The sequence below is a fragment of the Micromonospora sp. NPDC047557 genome (assembly GCF_043205095.1).
Lineage (GTDB): Bacteria > Actinomycetota > Actinomycetes > Mycobacteriales > Micromonosporaceae > Micromonospora.
Window position 1 is genome coordinate 123,045 of sequence record NZ_JBIDDK010000016.1, and the last position, 21,272, is coordinate 144,316.

The window sequence follows — 21,272 nt, forward strand, 5'->3', positions numbered from 1 at the left end:
GGCCGTTGACAGCGCTACCGAGCCTGGTTGGATGGACTGCGCTCCCCGGGTCGCGGTGGACGCGGCAGGAGGAGGCAGGGTGGCGGGAGGTCCCGATCCGGCGACCGGCGGGGTGTCGAACCACCGCCGGCGACGCTTCGACGTCCGCGTCGTTCCGCATCGACGCCGCTCGCCGTTCCGACTGCGGGACTGGCGGATGAGCACCAAGTTGGCCACCGTGCTGGTGGTGCCGTCGGTGGCGTTCCTGGTGCTCGCGGGCGTGCAGACCAGCGCCCTGGTCGGACGGACGACCGCGCTGAACGACTTCTCCCGGCAGGTCGGCATCGGCCGGGAGATCACCGCCGTGGTGCACCAGCTCCAACAGGAGCGGGACCGCTCGGCTGGTGAGCTGGGCGAGCTGCGCCGCGGTGGCGACCGGCAGGCCGCCGCCACCGCGCTGCGACCGTTGCAGGCGGCCTCCGACCGGGCGATGGCCGACCTGAGTCGGGCGGCCAGGCCGCTGGCCGACGCCGACGCGTCCTGGCGGGTGGCCTTCTCCGAGGCGCAGGAGGCGTACGACCAGGTGATCGACATCCGTCCGGCGATCCCGCCGGCGGTGCTCAGCAACGACACCATCCTGAGCAACTACCACCGGGCCGTGGGAGCGCTGCTGGACCTGCTCGCCGAGCCGACGCCCGGTCAGGACCGGGCGGCGCTGAGCGACTCGGTGCTGCGCTACGTGCAGCTGGCCCGGGTCAAGGAGCTCTCCTCCCGCGTTCGCGCCCAGCTCTACGCCGCCGCCCGCGCCGGCCGGTACGGCACGGAGGACCGGGTAATCCTCACCGACCTGCGCGCCCAGCAGTTGACCGCCCTCGGCGCGTTCCGGGTGGCCGCCACCACGGATCAGATCCGCCGGTACGACGAGACCTCCGTGAACCCGATGTTCCTGGTCGCCACCCAACTGGAGGAGCGCAGCCTGCCGGCCGGGAGCGCCGCGCCCGAGGTGCTGCCGTCGGAGCAGTGGTGGTCGGCCAGCCAACAGCGCCAGGAGTTGCTGCGCCAGGTCGAGGCGGGGGTGCTGGACGACGCGGTACGTCAGGCCGACGACGCCAGCAGCGGCCAGTTGCGGGCCACCCTGCTGGTGGTCGGCGGTGTCGTCGCCGTGCTGCTGGTCGCCCTGCTGATCTCACTGCTGGTGGGGCGGTCGGTCGCCCGGTCGATGCGGCTGCTGCGCAGCCAGGCGCTGCGCATCGCGCAGGTCGAGCTGCCGGACGCGCTGGATCGGCTGCGGACCGTCACCGGCGGGGTGCCGAGCATCGACGTCGCGCCGGCGGTGGTCCGTTCGCTCGACGAGATCGGTGAGCTGGCGGAGGCGTTCGTCGCGGTGCACCGCAGCGCCGTGACCGTCGCCGTCGAGCAGGCGCTGATGCGTCGCAACGTCAATGCGATGTTCGTCAACCTGGCCCGCCGCAGCCAGGTGCTTGTGGAGCGCCAACTGGAGCTGCTCGACGACCTGGAGCGCGAGGAGAGCGACCCGGACCAGCTCGGCAACCTGTTCAAACTCGACCACCTCGCCGCCCGGATGCGCCGGAACGACGAGAGCCTGCTGGTGCTTGCCGGTACGGACTCCACCCGTCGGTGGAACCGTCCGGTGGGTCTCGGCACCGTGCTGCTGGCCGCCGCCGCCGAGATCGAGCAGTACCAGCGGGTCCGGCTGGATTCGGTGGGCGAGGTCAACGTGGTGGGGCACGCGGTCGGGGAACTGGTGCACATGCTGGCCGAGCTGCTGGAGAACGCGACCGCGTTCTCCCGTCCGGACACGGTCGTGCTGGTGACCGCCCGGGTCGAGGCGTCGGCCGCGTTGATCGAGATCGTGGACGACGGCCTGGGCATGAGCCCGACCGCGCTGGCCGAGGCGAACGCGGTGCTGGCCAGCCCGCCGGCCGCGGACGTCGCGGCGGTCGAGCGGATGGGCCTGTTCGTGGTCAGCCACCTGGCGAGCCGGCTGGGCGTGCGGGTGCAGCTCGACGCACGCCAGAGCGGCCTGGTCGCGCGGCTGGTGCTGCCGGCCGCCCTGCTGGCTCCGGCCGGTGCGGTGGAGCTGGATCCGCCGGCGCCGGCCCGGATGCTGGCGGCGAGTGCGGCGCGGGGCGCCGCGGCGCGGCGGATGGCGGGGGCGCCCCGGTCGGCTGGTGCCCGTGGGCCGGCCGTCGCGCCGCTGGACCTGCCGGTGGCCGGTCGCCCGCCGGCTGCCACCGTGCCGCGCCAGACCCGCCCCGTGCCGGTACGCGCCGAGGACGTCTTGGCTCCGGCCGCCTCCGAGGACGGCGGCGGCTGGTGGTCCCGGCAGGGGCCGACCGGGGCGGCGGCCCCCGGCCCGGCCGCGCCGCCCGCCACTCCGGTGACGGCCGGCACGAACGAGCGGGGCCTGCCGGTACGCGTGCCGATGGCGCAACTCTCCGCGGTCACCCGCCCGGCCCAGCCGGAGTCGGCGCCGGCGCGCGCCGAACTGGACCCGGAGGCGGTCGGTGGCATGCTTTCCCGGCTCTACAGCGGGGTACGGCGTGCCGAGGCCGAGGACACCACCGAAATATCGGTGCCACCCTCGTGGGGGCACGACGAAGGAGGACGACGACAGTGACGACGTTGAGCCAGGAGGCACGTGACCTGAGCTGGCTGGTGAGCGCGTTCGCAGAGCGGGTGCCGGGTGTGGCGCACGCGGTGGTGGTCTCCTCCGACGGGCTGCTGGTGGCGATCTCCGACCATCTGCCCCGCGACCACGCGGACAAGCTCGCCGCGGTGACGTCCGGGCTGATGAGCATCACGGCGGGCGCGGCGCAGATGTTCGACGGCGACATCGTCAAGCAAACGGTGGTCGAGATGGGCCGGGGCTACTTCCTCGTGATGCAGGTACGCGACGGTTCGATCCTGGCCACGCTCGCGGCCGGCGACGCGGACATCGGCGTGGTGGGCTACGAGATGGCCCGGCTGGCGAAGCAGGCGGGGGAGATGCTCACCCCTGCCCTGCGGGCGGAGTTGCAGCAGGCGCTGCCCCGCTGAACGTTGCCGACCGTGACCCGGACGGTCACCGGCTCACCCGGAGCCGAGCCGTCCGGGCCCGGCCGTCCGGGCGGCCCGCTCAGAAACCGCCCTCGGCGATGACGGAGCGGTACCAGTGGGCGCTGCGCTTGAGCACCCGGCGCTGGGTGGCGTAGTCCACGTAGACCAGGCCCCAGCGTTGGTCGTACCCTTCGTCCCACTCGAAGTTGTCGAGCATCGACCACACGTGGAAGCTCTCCAGCGGCACTCCGGCGCTGATGGCGCGGTGCGCGGCGGCCAGGTGGTCGCGCAGGAAGGTGATCCGGCCGCTGTCGTCGACGGTGTCGTCGGCGGCCAGGGTGTCGGGGGTGGGCAGGCCGTTCTCGGTGACGGTGAGCGGGATCGGGCCGTAGTCGCGGGTGACCCGGGTCAGGATGTCGTACATCCCGTCGGGGTAGATCTGCTGCCAACCGGCCTCGGAGGTCGGCCACCGGCGTTCGGTGCTGCCGTCGGCGGTGACGTAGATGGGCGTGTAGTACTGCACGGCCAGCAGGTCGACCGGGGACGAGATCACCGCCAGGTCGCCGTCGCGGATGCCGCGAACCATCCGGCTCTGCGGGCCCAGGTCGGCCAGCACGTCCTGCGGGTAGCTGCCCTTGAGCAGCGAGTCGAGGTAGAGGCGGTTCTCATAGCCGTCGTAGAGCTGGGCGGCGGCGGCGGCCTCGGGGGAGTCGTCGGTGGGGTAGCAGGGGTGTAGGTTGAGCGCGGGGCCGATCCGGCCGGTGCCGTTGGTGGCGCGCAGCGCCCGGACCGCGAGGCCGTGGGCCAGTTGCAGGTGGTGGGCGACGAGGTAGGCGGCGTCCGGGTCCTGCCGGCCGGGCGCGTGGTGGCCCATGAGATAGCCGTTCTGTACGACGGTCTTGGGCTCGTTGATGGTGAGCCAGACCGGCACCCGGTCACCGAGGGCGGTGAAGACCGCGTCGGCGTAGTCGGCGAAGCGGTGGGCGGTGTCGCGGGACTCCCAGCCGTCGGCGTCCTGCAACGCCTGCGGCAGGTCCCAGTGGAACAGGGTGGCCATCGGGGCGATGCCGCGCTCGTGCAGGCCGTCCAGGAGGCGGCGGTAGAAGTCGAGCCCGCGCTGGTTGGGCGCGCCGGTGCCGTCGGGCTGGACGCGGGGCCAGGAGATGGAGAAGCGGTAGCTGCGCAGACCCAGGTCGCGCATCAGGTCGAGGTCTTCGGCGTACCGGTGGTAGTGGTCTGCGGCCACGTCGCCGGTGTCGCCGTTGCGGGTACGCCCGGGGACACGACTGAAGGTGTCCCAGACCGACTCGCCGCGGCCGTCCTCCTTGGTAGCGCCCTCGACCTGGTAAGCGGAGGTGGCCGCGCCCCAGCCGAAGTCGCGGGGAAAGCGCAGCGGGCCGGCGGGCCCGGTAGGTATCGACATGGATTCTCCTCGTGGATACGGGGCCGCCGCCGAGATTCGGGAGCGCTCCCAGAATAGGCCAGGAGCGGCCGGCCCCGTGAGCCGGCCGTCACGGCGGCCGGACATGGCGGGTCGAGGCGGGTGAGGGCCCCGGACAGCGAACGAGGCCGACCGGGCGGCGCTTGGCGCCTGTCCCGTCGGCCTCTTTTCCCATTGTGTACGGGGGTTTAGTGTGGGGACGGGGGAGGGCAACCCCCGTCCCCACCGTAACTGCACACACACGGGCGGAATTTGGGTCCTGCCGTGCGTGTCGCGCGGGAGCCGGGCCACGCGAGTGGCTCTGGTTCCACCTCCCTCCCTGTGGCGGGATGATGGCTGACGGCGGCGTCCGGGCTGGCCCGCCGTCGGCCTTCGGGTTGGTTCCCCGGGGCCGCCACGAGGACGGACCCGGTGATCTTCCAGTTGGAACCTTTGTCGATGGAAGCGCTCCCATCGACCGATGTTGCGACTGTAACGCCCGTCACGCCTTTGTGAAAGACCCAAAACGAGATCGAAACAACTGGGTGATCCTGCCTCCCGTGCGCTTGTCGTGGGAGCGCTTCCATGGCACACTGTCGATTCAACGCGACAGGAGCCAGATCGCGTGGGCGCGGGTCCGCCGAGGGCAGCCGGCAGTACGACTTCCGGTCACGGCACCCGAACGCAGCCGGCGGGACCCCCTCCCGCGCGGGCCGCACCGCCGCACCCCGGCCGGGCCCGGGGCGACCACCTTTCCGGCGCCTCGAATCCCCCGCGTACCACCACCACCCGCGGGCAGGCGCCACGCCGGGGACCATCCCGGCCTGGTCCGAGGAGACACCGCGCACATGAGACAACTGGCACGACGCCGCCGAGTGGCGATCCTCGCCGCCGCCGCGCTCGCCATCGGCGGGGTGACCCTGCCCGCCGGCGCCGCGCAGGCCGCACCGGCCTGCGACGTGGTCTACGCGACCAACGACTGGAACACCGGGTTCACGGCCAACGTGACCATCAAGAACCTCGGCGACCCGATCAGCAGCTGGTCGCTCAAGTGGACCTTCCCGAACAGCGGCCAGCGGGTCACCCAGGGCTGGTCGGCCAGGTTCAGCCAGTCCGGCAGTGAGGTCACCGCGACCAACGAGTCGTACAACGGCAACCTCGGCACCGGGGCCTCCACCACCATCGGCTTCAACGGCTCCCACACGGGGAGCAACCCGAAGCCCACCTCGTTCACCCTGAACGGCACCCCCTGCAACGGCACCCCGGCCAACCAGCCGCCCACGGTCTCCCTCGCCCTGCCGAGCGGGCCGTTCACCGCCCCGGCCGACGTGCCGCTGACCGCCACGGCCAGCGACCCGGACGGGACGATCAGCAAGGTCGAGTTCTACCGCAACGGCCTGCTGATCAACACCGACACCACTGCGCCGTACGCGTACACGCAGGAGGACCTGCCGGCCGGCAACTACACGGTGCAGGCCAAGGCGTACGACAACGCCAACGGCATCGGGGTCGCCGAGAAGTCGTTCACCGTCGGCGCCGCCAGCGGCCCGACGCTGATCGCCACGCCGTCCGCGGTGAGCGTCAACGAGGGTGGTACGTCCACCTTCAACCTCAAGCTCAGCGCCGCGCCGACGACAAGCGTGCCGGTCACCCTCACCCCCAGCGGAGACACCGACGTCACGGTCTCGCCGACCAGCGTCACGCTGACGCCGACCAACTGGAACACCGGGGTCACCGTCACGGTCGCCGCGGCGGAGGACACCGACACCGTCGGCGGCACCGCCACCATCACCGCGTCCGCCACCGGTCTCGCGTCCCTGGCGGTCGCCGCCACCGAGATCGACAACGACACCCCCGGCGGCGACAACGCCTACATCAAGAAGTTCCTCGACCAGTACGGCAAGATCAAGAACTCGGGCTACTTCAGCCCCGAGGGCGTGCCGTACCACTCGGTCGAGACGCTTATCGTCGAGGCGCCCGACCACGGCCACGAGACCACCTCGGAGGCGTTCAGCTTCTGGATCTGGCTGGAGGCCCAGTACGGTCGCGTCACCCAGAACTGGGCGCCGTTCAACAACGCCTGGACGGTGATGGAGAAGTACATCATCCCGTCGCACGCCGACCAGCCCACCGCGGGCTCCGCCGGCACCCCGCAGTACGCCGCGGAGTACAACCTGCCGAGCCAGTACCCCTCGGCCCTGAACCCGAACATCCCGGTCGGGCAGGACCCGCTGCGCTCGGAGCTGCAGTCCACCTACGGCACCGGCGACATCTACGGCATGCACTGGCTGATGGACGTCGACAACACCTACGGCTTCGGCCGCTGCGGTGACGGCACCACCAAGCCGGCGTACATCAACACCTTCCAGCGGGGCACCCAGGAGTCGGTGTGGGAGACCGTCCCGCAGCCGTCCTGCGACACCTTCAAGCACGGCGGTCAGTACGGTTACCTCGACCTGTTCGTCAAGGACACCGGCGCTCCCGCCAAGCAGTGGAAGTACACCAACGCCCCGGATGCCGACGCCCGTGCCGTGCAGGCCGCGTACTGGGCGCTGACCTGGGCCAAGGCGCAGGGCAAGCAGGCCGACGTCGCCGCCACCGTGGCCAAGGCCGCCAAGATGGGCGACTACCTGCGGTACGCGATGTTCGACAAGTACTTCAAGAAGATCGGCAACTGCGTCGGGGCCAGCACCTGCCCCGCCGGCAGCGGCAAGGACTCGGCGCACTACCTGCTGTCCTGGTACTACGCCTGGGGCGGCGCGTACGACGCCAGCCAGAACTGGTCCTGGCGGATCGGCTCCAGCCACAACCACTTCGGCTACCAGAACCCGTTCGCGGCCTGGGCGCTGACCAACACGCCGGAGCTCAAGCCGCAGTCGTCGACAGCGGTCGCCGACTGGACCAAGAGCTTCGACCGGCAGCTGGAGTTCTACACCTGGCTGCAGTCGTCCGAGGGCGGCATCGCCGGCGGCGCGACCAACAGCTGGGACGGCAGCTACGCCCAGCCGCCGTCGGGCACCAGCACCTTCTACGGCATGTTCTACGACGTCGACCCGGTCTACAACGACCCGCCGTCGAACCAGTGGTTCGGCATGCAGGCGTGGTCGATGCAGCGGGTCGCCGATCTGTACCTGCAGACCGGCAACGCGAAGGCCAAGGCGCTGCTGGACAAGTGGGTGCCGTGGGCGATCGCCAACACGACGGTCGGCACCAACTGGTCGATCCCGTCGGACCTGAAGTGGACCGGTCAGCCGACCACCTGGAACCCGTCCAGCCCGCAGCCCAACACCAACCTGCACGTCGAGGTGATCAGCAAGGGCCAGGACGTCGGCGTCGCCGCCTCCTACGCCCGGACCCTGATCGCGTACGCGGCCAAGTCGGGCAACGCGGCGGCGAAGACCACCGCCAAGGGCCTGCTGGACGCGCTCTCCGCCGCCAGTGACTCGAAGGGCGTCTCCACCACCGAGACGCGTGGCGACTACAAGCGCTTCGACGACGTCTACGACGCCTCCAGCGGGCAGGGCCTCTATGTCCCGCCGGGCTGGACCGGGAAGATGCCCAACGGCGACGCCATCGCCGCCGGCAAGAGCTTCCTCGACATCCGGTCCTTCTACAAGCAGGACCCGGACTGGCCCAAGGTGCAGGCGTACCTGAACGGTGGTGCGGAGCCCAGCTTCAACTACCACCGCTTCTGGGCGCAGGCCGACGTGGCCATGGCTTACGCCGACTACGGGACCCTGTTCCCGAACGGCTGAGAGCGACCGGGGTGGGTGGAGTGCCCCGCCCACCCCGGGGTTCGGCCGGGTCCGGGGGAACGATGGGACCCGGCCGGCGGACGGCCTGACACCCACGGTCAGGCCGGGGTGGGCCGGTCATCCGGCCAACGCAGCGGGTCGACCGGCCCACCCCACCGCCCGGACTGAAGACTGCCGCAAAAAAGCCCAGAAATTCGGGCTGTCGCGGGATCACACCAATGAGGATGACGGAGTAACGTACGTCACCGGAGAGGCCGCTCCCCCCGTGGCGGCCTCTCCACTTTTATGCCCGCCGGGGCCCCTTCCCGGCCGGCTCGTCGGGCCGGATGTCCGGGTCGCCGGTGACCGGGTGACGCAGCCCCGGGTGCCCGGCCGGCAACGACCGGCGCAGCACCACCCAACTCACCGCAAGCGCCGCCGCGACCAGCGGCCAGGTCAACGCGATCCGGGCCACCACGAGCGCGAGCACCTGTCCACTCAGGTACAGCGGGACGAACACCGCCACCCGCACCACATAGGTCGCCGTCCACACCCAACTCGCCCGGCCGTACCCGCGCAGCAGCGCCGGGTCCCGCCGCCACCGGGCCCGCTGGCCCAGCGCCGCGCCGACCAGCACGCCGAGCAGCGGCCAGCGCACCACGATGCTCACGGCCCAGGCCAGCGCGCTGGCGGCGTTCGACAGCAACTGGATCAGAAAGAAATTCTCGGCCCGGCCGGTCCGCACCGCGATGAGCGCCGCGACGCAGACGGCGAGCAGCCCGATCAGCACCGAGCGCGGCCGGTCACCCCGCCGCAGCCGTACGCCGGCCACCACGACGCCCACGGCGAGCGCCGCGCCCACCCCGGCCCACAGCGACTCGCCGCCGATCAGCCAGCCCAGCGCGAACGCCACCGGCGGCAGGGTGGCGTCCACCGCGCCCCGCCGCCCGCCCAGCAGGTCCGCCAGGGACTCGGCCGGGGCCGCCCCGCCGGCCTGCCGACCGGCCGTCGGCGCCCGGTCCGGGCCGGGCTCGACCTGGCCGGACTCCCGCTCCGGTGTGCCGCCCACCGCCACCTCCTCGCCTCCGCCTCAACCTAACCGCCGGGAGCCGGTGGGCCACCGGCCGACCGGCCGGAGCCGGCCGCTACGGTGTGCGGATGCGCGCGACGGCACGGGGTTGGACCGCGGTCTGGTTGGTCGTACTGGCGCTCGTCCAGGCGGCCGCCTTCCTTGCCGTCTGGCGGGTGGCCGTGCACACCGAGATCGGCCAGTGGGTCGACACGGTCGCCCTGACCGGCAACCGGATCGGGCAGGACCGCATTGACGGCCCCGTCGACCGGATCCTCAACGCGATGTCGGTGGTGTCCCTGCTGGCCGCCACCGCGGTGATCGGCTTCATTGCGCTCATCCGGGGTCGGATCGCCCTGGCCATCACCGCGACACTGCTGATCGCCGGCGCGAACGTCTCCACCCAACTGCTCAAGTACGGGCTGAGCCGGCCGGACTACGGCGTCGACCCGGAGCGCGCCGCCGTCGGCAACAGTCTGCCCAGTGGGCACACGGCGGTGGCCGCGTCGGTCGCGATCGCGCTGATGCTCGTGCTGCCCCGCAAGGTGCGCGCGGTCGGCGCCTTCCTCGGCGCCGGGTACGCCGCCCTCGCCGGGGTGGCGACCCTCTCCGCCGGCTGGCACCGGCCCAGCGACGCGGTCGCCGCGTACCTCGTGGTGGGTGTGTGGGCGGCGCTGGCCGGGCTGCTCCTGCTGATCACCCAACGGGAACAGGCCGAGGTCGCCCCCGGCGACGCGCACCGGATCGCCGCCCTGGTGCTCGGGGTGGCCGGCGTCCTCGCGCTGATCGCCAGCGGGTTGGCGCTGTCCTGGTTGGTCGACCTGCGCGGCACCGGCCCGGACGAGCTGAGCCGCCGCCCGCTCTTCGTCGGGTACGCGGGCAGCGCCGCCGGCATCGCCGGCACGATGGCGCTGGTGATGGCGCTGGTGCTGACCGTCGTGCACCGTCTGGTGCCCCGGGTCAAGGGCTGAGTCGGTCGGTGGACCCGGTTCGCGCGGCGTTCCGTGCCGAGTGCGTACGGCTCACCGAGATCCTGGCCGAGGTGGACGACGTCGACCTCGACCGGCCCACCCCCTGCCCGCCGTGGACCGTCCGGGAGTTGCTCGCGCACGTGCGCACCGGCGCCGGACGGCTGGCCGACGTGCTCGCCGCCCCCGCCCCGCCGCGCGCCGAGGTGGACGCCGCCCGCTACTTCGGCGCGGCGAAGTTCACCCCGCAGGTGGACGCCGACCGCATCGCAGGCGGCCGCCGCGACGCGTTGCAGGTGCACCGGGAGGCGTTGGCGACCGGGTTCGAGCGGGCCTGGCGGGCGGCCGACGCGGCGGTCGCCGTGGCCCCGCCCGATCGAGTGGTCCGGACCCGGCACGGCGACGCGATGCTCCTCACCGAGTTCCTGCGGACCCGGGTGGTCGAGGTGGGCGTGCACGGCCTGGACCTGGCGGCGGCGCTGGACCGCCCGCCGTGGCTCACCCCGCGCGCGGCCGCGGTGATCGCCGACCTGCTCACCGCAGGGCGACCCGCGCCGGCCGCGTTGGGCTGGGACCGGCTGGCCCTGATCCGCAAGACCACCGGACGTGCGGCGTTGACCGCGCAGGAACGGGCCGCGATCGACGCCGCCAGCTTCCGCTGGCTCGCCTTCGGCCGCTGACCCCGGCCCGGCCGGTCAGCTCGCCGGACGGGGCGCGGGAACGTGCGGGGCGACGCCCCGCAGGTGCGTGAGCACCACCGGATCGATGCGCCCCGGCACCAACCGCTCCTCCAGGTTCTCCAGCCCTGCCCAGGAGACCAGCGCCGCCTCCGTCCCGGCGCCGACCGGGTGACCGAGCGCGGTGAGCAACGTCGCCACCTCGTCGGCGACCGCGCCGCTCAGGTCGAGCAGGGTCGCCGGGTCGGGTCGGCTGAACAGCATGGTGTGCACGGCCAGCAGCCGACCCAGCTCGGTGACCGGGTCCGGATGGTCGTCCACCCGCAGGTCGATCAGCACGTCGCTGGTGCCGCCGTACCCGCCGCCGCGCTCGACCACCAGCAGGCCGGCGCTCTGCCGGCCGCGCCGGTCCCCGCCGGCCTCGTCACCGGCGCGCAGCGCCGCGACCAGCCGCTCGGCGAACGGCAGCGCCGAGGAGGCCAGCCACGCGTCGCCCAGCGCGTCGACGACCTCCGGGCCGGTGAGGATGTTGCCCTGGGCGGCCCAGCCGTCGCCGGTCCGCCCACCGGCCCACGGGTGGCAGGCCGGCCCGGTCCAGCTCGCACCCGGGCCGCTGACGCCCACCACGCCGAGTTGCCGGTGCTCCCGCTCGGCGTCGGCGGCGATCAGGCCGGCCACCACGTCGGCGGCGGCCACCCCGGTGCGGAGCAACGTCAGACCCTGCGGGCGATAGGCGAGGTTGACGTGCGCCTGGGTGGCCAGCGCGCCGACCTCGGCCTGCGCGGCCGGTACCAGCGCCCCGGCGGCGAGGAACTTGCTGGCCACGACGACGCCGTGGCGGCGGCCGTCGGCGGAGCGGGCGACGAGGGAGAAGGTCACCCGCCGAGACTAACCGGCTGTTGGGCGTACGCCGACGGTCAGAACGGCGTCGCGGCGGCCTCCGGCGGCGCGCCACGCGCCCGGCGGGCGTCGGCGACCGCGACGCCGCCCAGCACGAGCACTCCGGCGGCCAAGGCGGCCAGCCCCGGCAGGAACAGCAGCGGTACGGCCACCGCCGCCAGCGCCAGGATGGCGATCCACCGCGACGGGGAGACCCGCCCGAACACCTCGTACTCGAAACGGGCCCGGCCGGCCAGGAACAGCGCGGGTCCGCCGAGCACCATGGCCAGCCACGCCCCCGGGGCATGGCCCAGCGGATGATCGATGATCAGCTCGTAGCCGACCGCAGTGGCGGCCAGGCCGACCACCATCACCAGGTGCGTGTCGGCCGCCGAGCGGCCGATGTTCGCCGGGTGACGGGCCGTCATCACGGCCTCGCCCAGGATCTGCCCGGCGCGCTGGACGTAGATCCGCCACAGCATGATCGACGTGGCCACCGAGAGCGCGAAGGCCCATACGTGCCCCGACTCGTACGGGCCCTTGCTGTACGCGAAACCGGCCACCAGGATCGTCTCGCCCAGCGCCACGAGGAAGAACTGCTGGTACCGCTCGGCCAGGTGCTCCCCGGCGATCTCCCACTTCGAGACCGTCGACCGGCCCAGGCCCGGCACCGGCCAGCCGCACCGCGCCGCCAGGTACTCGATGAGCAGCGCCAGCGCCCAGAGCATCACCTGCCCGTTGGTGGGCAGCAACGCCCCACCGATCCAGAACACCCCGCTGACGGCGAACACCACTGTCATCCGCACCTTCAACCGGCGGTACGGGTGCGGTCCCAACGCGATCGACAGGATCAACGGCCGAGTCACCTGCGCGACGACGTACGCCGTCGCGAACGTCAGCCCGGTCTCGCTGAACGCCCGGGGGATCGCGACCCCCATCACCATGCTGCCCACGAGCGCGGTCAACACCACGGTCTGCAGCGGTGCCCGGTACGGGTCGTAGCGGCTGGTCGTCCACGCGGTGCCCTGCCAGACCGCCCAGAGCGCCAGCAGCAACAGCAGCGTCTTGCCGCTGCCGGTGACCGCCGGCCAGCCCAGCTGCGCCGGGCTCTCGGTCAGGTCCTCGAACGCACGCGCGGAGATCCGGGTGAGCGCGAAGACGTAGACCAGGTCGAAGAAGAGTTCCAGGAACGTGGCGCGACCGGGCGGGGTCGCCGCCGGGACCGGCTCCAGGTGTCCCGCAGCCCTGGAACCCATGGTCAGCGGCCTGCGCCGGTGCTCCGGTCCACCTCGAAGTCGTAGCACCCCGGCCGGCACGCGCGCCCGCGAACCGGCGATTCTGCCCACTTCGGGGATCTTGCTCGCAGGCCCCGTCAACGGGCACGATCGGTCGGTGACGAATCGATGGGGCATGACGGTGCCGTTGGGCGGGATCCCGCTGGCCGATCACCAGGCGGTCTACGAGACCCTCGATCGCGCCGGGTTCACCGACGTGTGGTCCTCCGAGGTCGCCGGGACCGACGCGTTCACCCCGCTGGCCCTCGCCGCGGCGTGGCAGCCGCGGCTGCGGCTGGGCACCGCGATCACCCCGGTCTTCACCCGCGGCCCCGGGCTGCTCGCCATGAGCGCGGCGGCGCTCGCCGAGGCGGCCCCGGGCCGGTTCGCGCTCGGCATCGGCGCGTCCTCGCCGGTGCTCGTGCGGGACTGGAACGCGGTGCGGTTCGACGAGCCGTTCCGACGTACCCGCGACGTCCTGCGGTTCCTGCGCGCGGCGCTGCGCGGTGAGACGGTGGACGAGGTCTACGACACCTTCACGGTGCGTCGGTTCACCCTCGAACGGCCACCGGCGGTGCCGCCGCCGATCCTGCTCGCCGCGCTGCGCCCGGGCATGCTCCGACTCGCCGGCGCCGAGGCCGACGGGGTCATCCTCAACTGGCTCAGCGCCGACGACGTGCCGCGGACCCTCGCCGAGTTGGGCGAGCGGCGCGCCGGCTTCGAGGTAGCCGCCCGGATCTTCGTCTGCCCCACCGAGGACGCCGCGTACGCCCGCACGCTCGGCCGCCGGCTGATCACCAGCTACCTCCCCGTGCCGGCGTACGCCGAATTCCATCGCTGGCTCGGCCGCACCGAGGCGCTGGCGCCGATGTGGGAGGCCTGGGCCGCGGGGGACCGGCGTGCCGCCAGCGCGGCGGTGCCCGACGAGGTGGTCGACGCCCTGGTGCTGCACGGCTCGCCGGAGCGGTGCCGAGCCCAGGTCCGCCGCTACGCCGACGCCGGCGTGGACGTGCCGGTCCTCGCGCTGCTGCCCACCCCCGAGGTGACCGCCGGCAGCTCCGCCGCGCTGATGACCCTCATCGCCCGGTTGGGCACCGAGCCCGTGGGAGCGTCCCAGTGAATCTGACCGACCGGATCGCGGTGGTCACCGGCGGCGCCGGCGGCATCGGGGCGGCACTGTCACGGCGCTTCGCCGCCGAGGGCGCCGCCGCGGTGGTCGTCGCCGACCTGGACGCCGAGGCGGCGCACGCGGTGGCCGAGGGCATCGGCCCGGTGGCGCACGCCGCCGCCCTCGACGTCACCGACGAGGCCCAGGTCCGCGCGCTCGTCGACGACACCGAGCGTCGCTTCGGCCGCATCGACCTGTTCTGCGCCAACGCGGGAGTGACCACCGGCGGGGGAATCGAGGTCGACGACGCGGCCTGGGATCGCGCCTGGCGGGTCAACGTTCTCGCCCACGTCTACTCGGCCCGCGCGGTGCTGCCCGGCATGCTCGCCCGCGGCGGCGGTCACCTGTTGCACACCTGCTCGGCGGCGGGCGTGCTGACCGCGGTGGGCGACGCCGCGTACACCGCGACGAAGCACGCGTCGGTGGGCTTCGCCGAGTGGCTCGCCATCACCTACCGGGACCGGGGCATCCGGGTCAGCGCCCTCTGCCCGCAGGGTGTGGACACCCCGATGCTCGCCGACGGCATCGTCGAGGGCCACCTGGGCGCCCGGGTGATCGCCGCCTCCGGGGCGGTGCTCACCCCGGACCAGGTCGCCGAGGCGACAATCGCCGGGCTGGCCGAGGAGCGGTTCCTGATCCTGCCGCACCCCGAGGTCGCCGACTACGCCCGCCGCCGCGCCGAGGACCCGGACGGCTGGCAGGCCGGCCTCCGCAAGCTGGTCCGCCGACTGACCGCCTGACGCTCTAGCGCTTGACATTCGTTCTAGCGGACCGGAACGCGACCGGCGGCCAGGAGGTGCGCGCTCGATCCGATCAGCGCCGGCTCGGTGCTGTAGACGCGGGCCAGATCCAATGCCGCGGAGAAGACCGTGTCCTGCGCCGGCCCACCTGCCGCGGCCTCCGCCGCCGTCCACGCCGGGCCCTCCACCCCGTGTACGACGACGTCGGTCAGCCCTGCCGCCGAACACTCGTCGGTGATCTCCTCGACGCGATGGAAGTACGCGTGGGTGAAGCCGGTGCGTGGATCGTTGGTGCCGTCGGTCAGCAGGCTCCTGGCCTCGTCGAGCAGCCGCTCGTCGAGGCGTCCGGTGGCGGCGAAGTCCAGCGGACCGGCGAAACGTGAGATGGCGGCGGCCACGACGGGACCGCCGGGGCGGGTGACCCGGACGGCCTCCCGTAGCGCCTGTAGCCGGTCGGCACGGCCCACCAGGTGGTAGAGCGGCCCCAGGAGCAGCGCGGCGTCGTACGCGTCATCGGCGTCGGGAAGCGCTCGCGCGTCGGCGACCCGTGCCTCGACGGGTGGCTGCCCGCCGCGTGCCTGCGCGACGTGACTCGGCACCAGGTCGACGAGACGGACCTCGTAACCGGCAACGGCGAGGGCCCTCGCGTACTCGCCGGTGCCTCCACCGATGTCCAGCACACGGGCACCCGGTCCGGGCAGGAGATCCCGCAGGAGCTGCATGGTGCGGATCCACTCCAGTCGTGCCTGCGGGCGGGCGGACAGCCGCTGGTCCTCGCGGTAGCGCAGCGTGTAGTAGTCGACGATCTCGCTCGTGTGCTGATCCACCCCCTGATGCTCGTCGTTACGCCGTACCCGCCGCCACCGTGTTTCCGCGCCGGCGTGCGGCCGATCCCTCGGCTGCGGGAGCGCATTCACCGCTGCCGGGGAGGAGGCGCGCGTCCGGCCCGCAGATCATCGGTGCATGAATGTCAGTGGATCCACGGCGATCGACCCGGTGCGGCGATGGGCGGTGGCCTGCGGTGTCTTCGTCGTCGGTGCGACGGCCCTGCGTCTCTATTGGATCGCGGGCGGCCGGTGGGGGTACACCGCCTGCGACCGCACCGCTCTCGTCGATCCGGCGGGTGGTTGCGGCGCCGACCGCGTCGAGGCGCTGCCGTTCTGGGCGGGATGGGGAGCGGTGGGGATCGGCATCGCCCTCGCGATGGTGGTGGTGTCCGCGGTCCGGTTCCCTGGCCGCCGCCCCGCCGTCGCGGCCAGTTGGACCGCCGCCGCGTTCCTGCTGGTGGTCGCGTTCCCCCTGCACCTGCTCTTCGAGATCCCGGCGGCGTTGGCGGGGCGTCCGTCGGACTGGCGTGACCTCGGCGCCCGGCTCACGCTGGTGGCCGGTGGCGTGCTGTTCGCCGGGCTGGCGAACGCATCCGGTCCGCCGCGCCGACCGGCGGCCCTCGGCTACCAGCCGGTGCCGCGGTGGACGCGACTCTGGGCGTACACGGCCGTCGCTCTGCCGGTGGTCGGCTGGGCCGTGCCGCACGCGCTCTGGGTGCTCGACGTTCCGTTCGGCATTTCCGAGCGGGAACTGAACGACATCGACCAGGACCTGTCGACGTTGACGGGCGTGGCGATCACCGTCGTCCCGCCGCTCGCCGGCCTGCTCGTCCTCGGGTTGGTGCAGCGGTGGGGGCAGCAGTTCCCGCGCTGGGTGCCGGGACTGGGTGGTCGAGGAGTTCCCCGGTTGCTGGCGGTGATCCCGGCCGGGGTGGTGGCGCTCGCGCTGGTCGCCTACGGCGTGCTGAGCGTCGCGGTGTTCGTCGGTCGGCTGGTGACGGGTGACCTGCCCTGGTCGGACGTGGTGCAGGGGTGGGCGGTGGCCGCCACGCTGACGGTGTTCCTCGCCTGGGGAGTGTCACTGGGCGTCACGACCACCGGCTATGCCCTGGCCACCGGCCTCATCGGTCATGCGCCGCGACCATCAGCCGGTCGGCGCGAGCCGCCGTTCGAACCAACCACGGCCGACGCGTCGACGACGTCGGCCCGCAACGATCGGAGCGCTCATGAAACCCACTGACCCCGGCCGTACCTGGGCTGCCGCTCCCGCGCCCTGGGCCGTCTGGGCCGCGTACGCCGTCCCGCTCTGCGTCCTGCCGTCCGCGATCTGGCGACTGTCCCTCGTGTTCACCGACGACACCGTCACCACGTGGTACATGATCTTTCTGTCCGTCCTGTCGATGGGGCTGGCCCTGTCGACACTCGGGCTGGTGCACCGCTGGGGGCAGCAGGTGCCGCACTGGGTGCCGCTGTTCGGGAGACGTTCGATCCCGGCACGCCCGGTCGTGCTCGTCGCGGTGGTCGGCGGTTCGTTGCTCGTCGCCATCTGCCTGTACCTGCTGCTGAACAGGACGTTCCACGTCGTGGACCGCGGCTGGGTGGGGATAGGGCACGACGAACCGGCGCACACCCCGCCGGGCTGGGACGTGCTGCGGTACTACCTCCCGCTGGTCGCCTGGGGCCCTCTGGTGATAGCCGTGGCCGCCGACTACGGCCGCCGCGCCCGGCTCCGATCCCCCCGATCCGCCACCGGTGATCAAGAGGTTCGGGTCAGGAACGGGTCCTGAGATGACACGAACCTCTTGATCACCGCGGGGGACGGCGGGGATGGGAGTGGGGGGACCGGCGGGCCTGGTGGAGGGGGGAGGGGTGCACGGACCAGAGCAGGCGGCGCCACCAGGGGCGGGCCGCGCGCAGGTTGGCGATGTAGACCGTGGCCACCTCGGCGGCACGGGCCGCCTGATCGGCCGCCGCGGCGCCGGGGGCGAAACCCACCTGATTGAGCAGGGTCGCCAGCTCGTCGACGCCCGGCTCGTCGCCGGGCACCCCGCCGCCGGTCGCGTCACCGTCGGTCGTGCCGCTGCCGGTGGCGCCGCCTCCGGGTGCGCGGCTGCCGTTCGCGCCGCCGCTGGCCGTGCCGGCTCTGGTCGTGGCTGCTCGGGCGTCGGCCAGGGTCTGTCGGGCCTGCGCGGCCACCTCGGTCGCCGCCAGGTCGTCGCCGACCGGGCGGCCGGCCAGTCGCAACGCGTCGGTGACCTCCCGCCAGGCGCCGGCGATGCGCTGGTTGGGGTCACCCCCCGCCAGTCGCTTGCGGGTGAGGGAGCGACGCATCGCCAACAGGGTGAGCAGCAGCGCCCCCACCACGAGCAGCAGACCACCGCTGCCGCCCGCGACCAGCACCGGCGTGGACACGCCACCTCGTGCGGGCGGCCCGTCGGGGGCGGCCACCGGCTCCGGCGAGGCGGTCGGCTCCACGGTGGGCGCCGGCGCCTCCGACGGCGGCGGGTCCTCCGGGGTCGGGCGGAAGTCCTCCTCCACCGGCCTCGGCTCGTTCTCCGGGCGGGGCAGCGGGTCGAACGCCACCCACCCCAACCCGTCGAAGAGCACCTCCGGCCAGGCGTACGCGTCACCGGCCCGCACCGGCCCCTGCCCACTGCAGGAGAAGCCGACCACCACCCTCGTCGGCAGACCGGAGAGCCGGCCGAGCACCGCGAACGCCGCCGCGAACTGCTCAGACGTTCCCCGCTGCCCGCCCCCGTTGCGCGGACCGAAGAGGAAGAAGGCCAGGTTCGGGTACGCGTGCCCGCTCGGCGCGTCGGCCACCACCCGGTAGTGCTCGGCCAGGAACTGCTCGATCGCCACCGCCCGCGCGTACGGGGCGCCGTTCTCCTCGGCGAGCTGTGCCGCCAACCGGCGCATCGGGTCGGGCACCCCGTCGGCGACCCGCAACACCCGGGCCACCTCCGCGCCGGCTGGCACGTTCGCGGTGGCCAGCAGGTTGTTGTCCGGGCGCTCCCGCGCCGACGTCACCGTGTACCGCAGCCCCGGCGTCAGTCCCTCCGGCCTGATCAGCGTCCCCGTCGCCGGGTCGTACGCCACCCGCGCCCCGCTGACCTCGCGCGGCGTCGCCACGGCCGGGAGCAGCCGGCCGCTCAGCTCCGCCACGGTGATCTCCTGCCGAACGGTCTGCACCGTGCTGTCCCGGGCCGGCGCGGTGGCCGGCAGGATCCGCCCCGCGTTGCGGTACGTCGCACCGACCCGCCAGGTGATCCCGTCGTAGTCGCTGAGCACCGCCAACCGGATCTGTACGCTGCGGCCCGCCTTCGGGTCGTCCGCGCCGCCGGTCGCCGTCGGGTCGTCCGCTCCGCCGGCCGGTGGGGTGGCGCCCACCGTGCTCACGTCGAGGAGCTTCTGCTCCGGGCGCAGCGCCCACCCGGAGATCCGGATCAGCGGGTTCTCGTCGAGCGTCTGCACCTGCGGTGGCTCCACGTACCGGCGCGGGTCCACCGGCCGCCCGTCGACCTGACCGGCGACCACCGGGCCGAGCAGCGCGACCAGGCCGATCACCAGCGCGACGCCGAGCGCCGCCGAGGCCGCCAGCCGAAGTCGTACCGCCGCGCGCATCCCCGGGGCGAGACCGGCCGTCGGGTCACCGCCGGCCGGCGGCGTACCCGTCGGCGCGGCGAGCCCGACCGCCGCGACCGCGACGAAGGCAACGGTCGTCCCGATCGCCGGTTCGGCGTTCGGGCCGACCACGTAGAGGGCCGCGGCGTAGAGCCCTGCCGCCGGCAGGTAGCCGAGCAGCACCCGGCCGGTGCGCAGCGCCACCTCCGCCCCGGCCAGACCGGCCAGCCACGCCGCCACCACCGGGACCAGCACGGTGTCCGGTGTGGGCTCCACCGGAATCATCGCGGTGAGCAGTCGGGGAATGCCGTTGCGTGCCGCGTCCGCGCTCACCTCCAGCAGGCTGCCCGGCAGGTCGGCGCGGGCGGCGGCCAGCCGCAACGACCACAGTGTCCACCCGGCCAACGCCGCCACCGACACCGGTGCGACCAGCCAGGACGGCAGCCGTCGGGCGGCGACGCTGACCAGCACCGAGCCCACCGCCGCGCCGATCACCAGCCGGGTCAGCAGGTCGCCCGCGTACACCCGGCCGAGCACGACCCCGGCGAGCGCGGTGAGCGTGATCAGCGCCAGCGGCACGACTGCCGCCCGCAGCGCGCGTACCACCCGCCCTGCGGCGCTCGGGCCGCCGGCCACCGGCGCCTGTCGAGGGGCCGCCGTCTCCTCCTGCGGCGCGATGCCCGTCACCACCGGCGTACCCCGTCCCACTCGGCGGCGAACTGCGCGCCGTCCACCGCGTCGACCACCACCAGGCCGGCCGTGCCCGCGGGCGTCGGCTCGGCCGCGCCGAACACCCCGACCACCACCGACGGGTACGCGCCGCGCAGCGCGCCGACATGTCCCAACCCGTCCCGCCCACCGGGGCCGGTCAGGAAGATCAGCGTGTCGCCGAGCCGGTCCTGGCGCAGCCGGGTGGTGACGGCGCGCAACGCGTCGTCCTCGTCGGACAGGTCGGCGGCGGCGAGCCGGTCCAGGGGCCCGATCTCGGCGTCCCCCGCCGGGCCGCGCTCGATCAGCTCCGGGCCGACCAGCAGCATCAACACCGGCAGGTCCGCGCGGTGCGCGGCAGTGACGACCGACGCCGCCGCTTCACACGCGGACTCGAACGACTCGGCCACCTCGCCGGACCGCTGCGGGTGCGCGGCGGAGCGGTTGTCCAGGAGGACGACCAGGCGGGGCAGGCTGGTGTCCACGTTCTCGCGCACCATCAGCTCGCCGACCCGGGCGCTCGTGCGCCAGTGCACCCGACGCAGCTCGTCACCCACCACGTACTCCCGCAGCGAGTCGAACGTGATCGACCCGTGCGGCACACCGTCCACCCGGCCGTCGAGGCTGCGCCCCGCGCCGGTGGGCACCGCCGTGAGCGGATGGATCCGGGGATGCACCCAGACCGGTGTCGTCTCGCCGTACGGGCGGGCCAGCGCCACCAGACCCAACGGGTCGCGCCGGGTCACCCGCAGCGGACCGACCGGCACCACCCCGCGACGGTCGGTCGGCACGTCGTAGCGGACCTCGGTGTCCCGACCGGGCCGCAGGCGCAGCAGCGGCACCGGCACGGCACTGCTCCCGCACCGGTCCTCGGCCAGCAGGTTCGCCGAGCGCAGCCGGCCGGCGTTGCGGACGGTCAGCGTCATGCTCGCCGGCTCCCCGCGCGCGACCCGGTCCGGGTCCGCCCGGCGGCCGACCACCAGTCGGGGCCGCCAGGCCGCGGTCAGCGCCGCGTAGCCGACGGCCGCGCCGGCCGCCGCGCCGAGCAACGTCAACTCGGGGTACGCGAAGCGGAACCCCAGGCCGAGCAGGACGACGGCGGCGACGAGCAGCCCGATTCCGCGGGCGGTGATCCCCATGGCGCT

The 21,272-nt window shown here is 73.5% G+C and carries 16 protein-coding genes; 9 read left to right on the forward strand and 7 right to left on the reverse strand.

Annotation, left to right across the window (positions count from 1 at the left end; translation table 11 throughout):
* Positions 1 to 79 precede the first annotated feature (79 nt).
* Together ACGGAQ_RS28340 and ACGGAQ_RS28345 are read left to right on the forward strand one after the other, a co-directional pair.
* Positions 80 to 2,620, forward strand: coding sequence for a nitrate- and nitrite sensing domain-containing protein (locus ACGGAQ_RS28340; RefSeq protein ID WP_393054393.1), 2,541 nt, complete (start codon positions 80 to 82; stop codon positions 2,618 to 2,620).
* Between the two features lie 5 nt (positions 2,621 to 2,625).
* Positions 2,626 to 3,039: a roadblock/LC7 domain-containing protein gene (locus tag ACGGAQ_RS28345; protein ID WP_197281421.1), complete on the forward strand. Its 414-nt coding sequence runs from the start codon at positions 2,626 to 2,628 to the stop codon at positions 3,037 to 3,039.
* Positions 3,040 to 3,118: 79 nt separating this feature from the next.
* On the opposite strand, the gene ACGGAQ_RS28350 is transcribed toward ACGGAQ_RS28345, so the two are convergent.
* Complete coding sequence (locus ACGGAQ_RS28350) at positions 3,119 to 4,462, reverse strand: GH1 family beta-glucosidase (protein WP_393054395.1); 1,344 nt, start codon at positions 4,460 to 4,462, stop codon at positions 3,119 to 3,121.
* Between the two features lie 845 nt (positions 4,463 to 5,307).
* On the opposite strand from ACGGAQ_RS28350, the gene ACGGAQ_RS28355 reads away from it, so the two are divergent.
* Positions 5,308 to 8,214 carry a glycoside hydrolase family 48 protein gene (locus ACGGAQ_RS28355; RefSeq protein ID WP_393054397.1) on the forward strand — a complete coding sequence of 969 codons (2,907 nt, stop codon included), beginning with the start codon at positions 5,308 to 5,310 and terminating at the stop codon, positions 8,212 to 8,214.
* A gap of 283 nt (positions 8,215 to 8,497) precedes the next feature.
* On the opposite strand, the gene ACGGAQ_RS28360 is transcribed toward ACGGAQ_RS28355, so the two are convergent.
* Positions 8,498 to 9,160 carry a DUF3159 domain-containing protein gene (locus ACGGAQ_RS28360; protein WP_393054454.1) on the reverse strand — a complete coding sequence of 221 codons (663 nt, stop codon included), beginning with the start codon at positions 9,158 to 9,160 and terminating at the stop codon, positions 8,498 to 8,500.
* 185 nt (positions 9,161 to 9,345) lie between these two features.
* On the opposite strand from ACGGAQ_RS28360, the gene ACGGAQ_RS28365 reads away from it, so the two are divergent.
* Positions 9,346 to 10,233, forward strand: a complete 888-nt coding sequence (locus ACGGAQ_RS28365) for a phosphatase PAP2 family protein (protein ID WP_393054398.1) — start codon at positions 9,346 to 9,348, stop codon at positions 10,231 to 10,233.
* A complete protein-coding gene (locus ACGGAQ_RS28370) occupies positions 10,230 to 10,910 on the forward strand; it encodes a maleylpyruvate isomerase N-terminal domain-containing protein (protein ID WP_393054456.1) in 681 nt (226 codons plus the stop codon). The genes ACGGAQ_RS28365 and ACGGAQ_RS28370 overlap by 4 nt, the downstream gene beginning before the upstream one ends.
* A gap of 15 nt (positions 10,911 to 10,925) precedes the next feature.
* Here the strand turns inward: ACGGAQ_RS28370 and ACGGAQ_RS28375 are convergent, their stop codons facing one another.
* Together ACGGAQ_RS28375 and ACGGAQ_RS28380 are read right to left on the reverse strand one after the other, a co-directional pair.
* Positions 10,926 to 11,786 carry a DUF1028 domain-containing protein gene (locus ACGGAQ_RS28375; RefSeq protein WP_393054400.1) on the reverse strand — a complete coding sequence of 287 codons (861 nt, stop codon included), beginning with the start codon at positions 11,784 to 11,786 and terminating at the stop codon, positions 10,926 to 10,928.
* A gap of 38 nt (positions 11,787 to 11,824) precedes the next feature.
* Positions 11,825 to 13,042 carry a low temperature requirement protein A gene (locus tag ACGGAQ_RS28380; protein WP_393054402.1) on the reverse strand — a complete coding sequence of 406 codons (1,218 nt, stop codon included), beginning with the start codon at positions 13,040 to 13,042 and terminating at the stop codon, positions 11,825 to 11,827.
* Between the two features lie 154 nt (positions 13,043 to 13,196).
* On the opposite strand from ACGGAQ_RS28380, the gene ACGGAQ_RS28385 reads away from it, so the two are divergent.
* Together ACGGAQ_RS28385 and ACGGAQ_RS28390 are read left to right on the forward strand one after the other, a co-directional pair.
* The gene (locus ACGGAQ_RS28385; protein WP_393054458.1) at positions 13,197 to 14,180 is read left to right on the forward strand and encodes an LLM class F420-dependent oxidoreductase; all 984 of its coding nucleotides are present in this window, start codon (positions 13,197 to 13,199) and stop codon (positions 14,178 to 14,180) included.
* Positions 14,177 to 14,968 carry an SDR family oxidoreductase gene (locus ACGGAQ_RS28390; RefSeq protein ID WP_354858542.1) on the forward strand — a complete coding sequence of 264 codons (792 nt, stop codon included), beginning with the start codon at positions 14,177 to 14,179 and terminating at the stop codon, positions 14,966 to 14,968. The genes ACGGAQ_RS28385 and ACGGAQ_RS28390 overlap by 4 nt, the downstream gene beginning before the upstream one ends.
* 23 nt (positions 14,969 to 14,991) lie before the next feature.
* Here ACGGAQ_RS28390 and ACGGAQ_RS28395 read toward each other — a convergent pair whose 3' ends face one another.
* Positions 14,992 to 15,795: a class I SAM-dependent methyltransferase gene (locus ACGGAQ_RS28395; protein WP_393054404.1), complete on the reverse strand. Its 804-nt coding sequence runs from the start codon at positions 15,793 to 15,795 to the stop codon at positions 14,992 to 14,994.
* 136 nt (positions 15,796 to 15,931) lie between these two features.
* Between ACGGAQ_RS28395 and ACGGAQ_RS28400 the strand changes: the two genes are divergently transcribed.
* Together ACGGAQ_RS28400 and ACGGAQ_RS28405 are read left to right on the forward strand one after the other, a co-directional pair.
* Positions 15,932 to 17,035, forward strand: coding sequence for a hypothetical protein (locus ACGGAQ_RS28400; RefSeq protein WP_393054406.1), 1,104 nt, complete (start codon positions 15,932 to 15,934; stop codon positions 17,033 to 17,035).
* Complete coding sequence (locus ACGGAQ_RS28405) at positions 17,022 to 17,582, forward strand: hypothetical protein (RefSeq protein WP_393054408.1); 561 nt, start codon at positions 17,022 to 17,024, stop codon at positions 17,580 to 17,582. Before ACGGAQ_RS28400 ends, ACGGAQ_RS28405 begins: the two co-directional genes overlap by 14 nt.
* Positions 17,583 to 17,601: 19 nt before the next feature.
* Here the strand turns inward: ACGGAQ_RS28405 and ACGGAQ_RS28410 are convergent, their stop codons facing one another.
* Positions 17,602 to 20,127, reverse strand: a complete 2,526-nt coding sequence (locus tag ACGGAQ_RS28410; RefSeq protein ID WP_393054410.1) for a transglutaminaseTgpA domain-containing protein — start codon at positions 20,125 to 20,127, stop codon at positions 17,602 to 17,604.
* On the reverse strand, positions 20,103 to 21,266 hold the full coding sequence (locus tag ACGGAQ_RS28415) for a DUF58 domain-containing protein (RefSeq protein ID WP_393054412.1): 1,164 nt from the start codon (positions 21,264 to 21,266) through the stop codon (positions 20,103 to 20,105). Before ACGGAQ_RS28415 ends, ACGGAQ_RS28410 begins: the two co-directional genes overlap by 25 nt.
* Between the last annotated feature and the right edge of the window lie 6 nt (positions 21,267 to 21,272).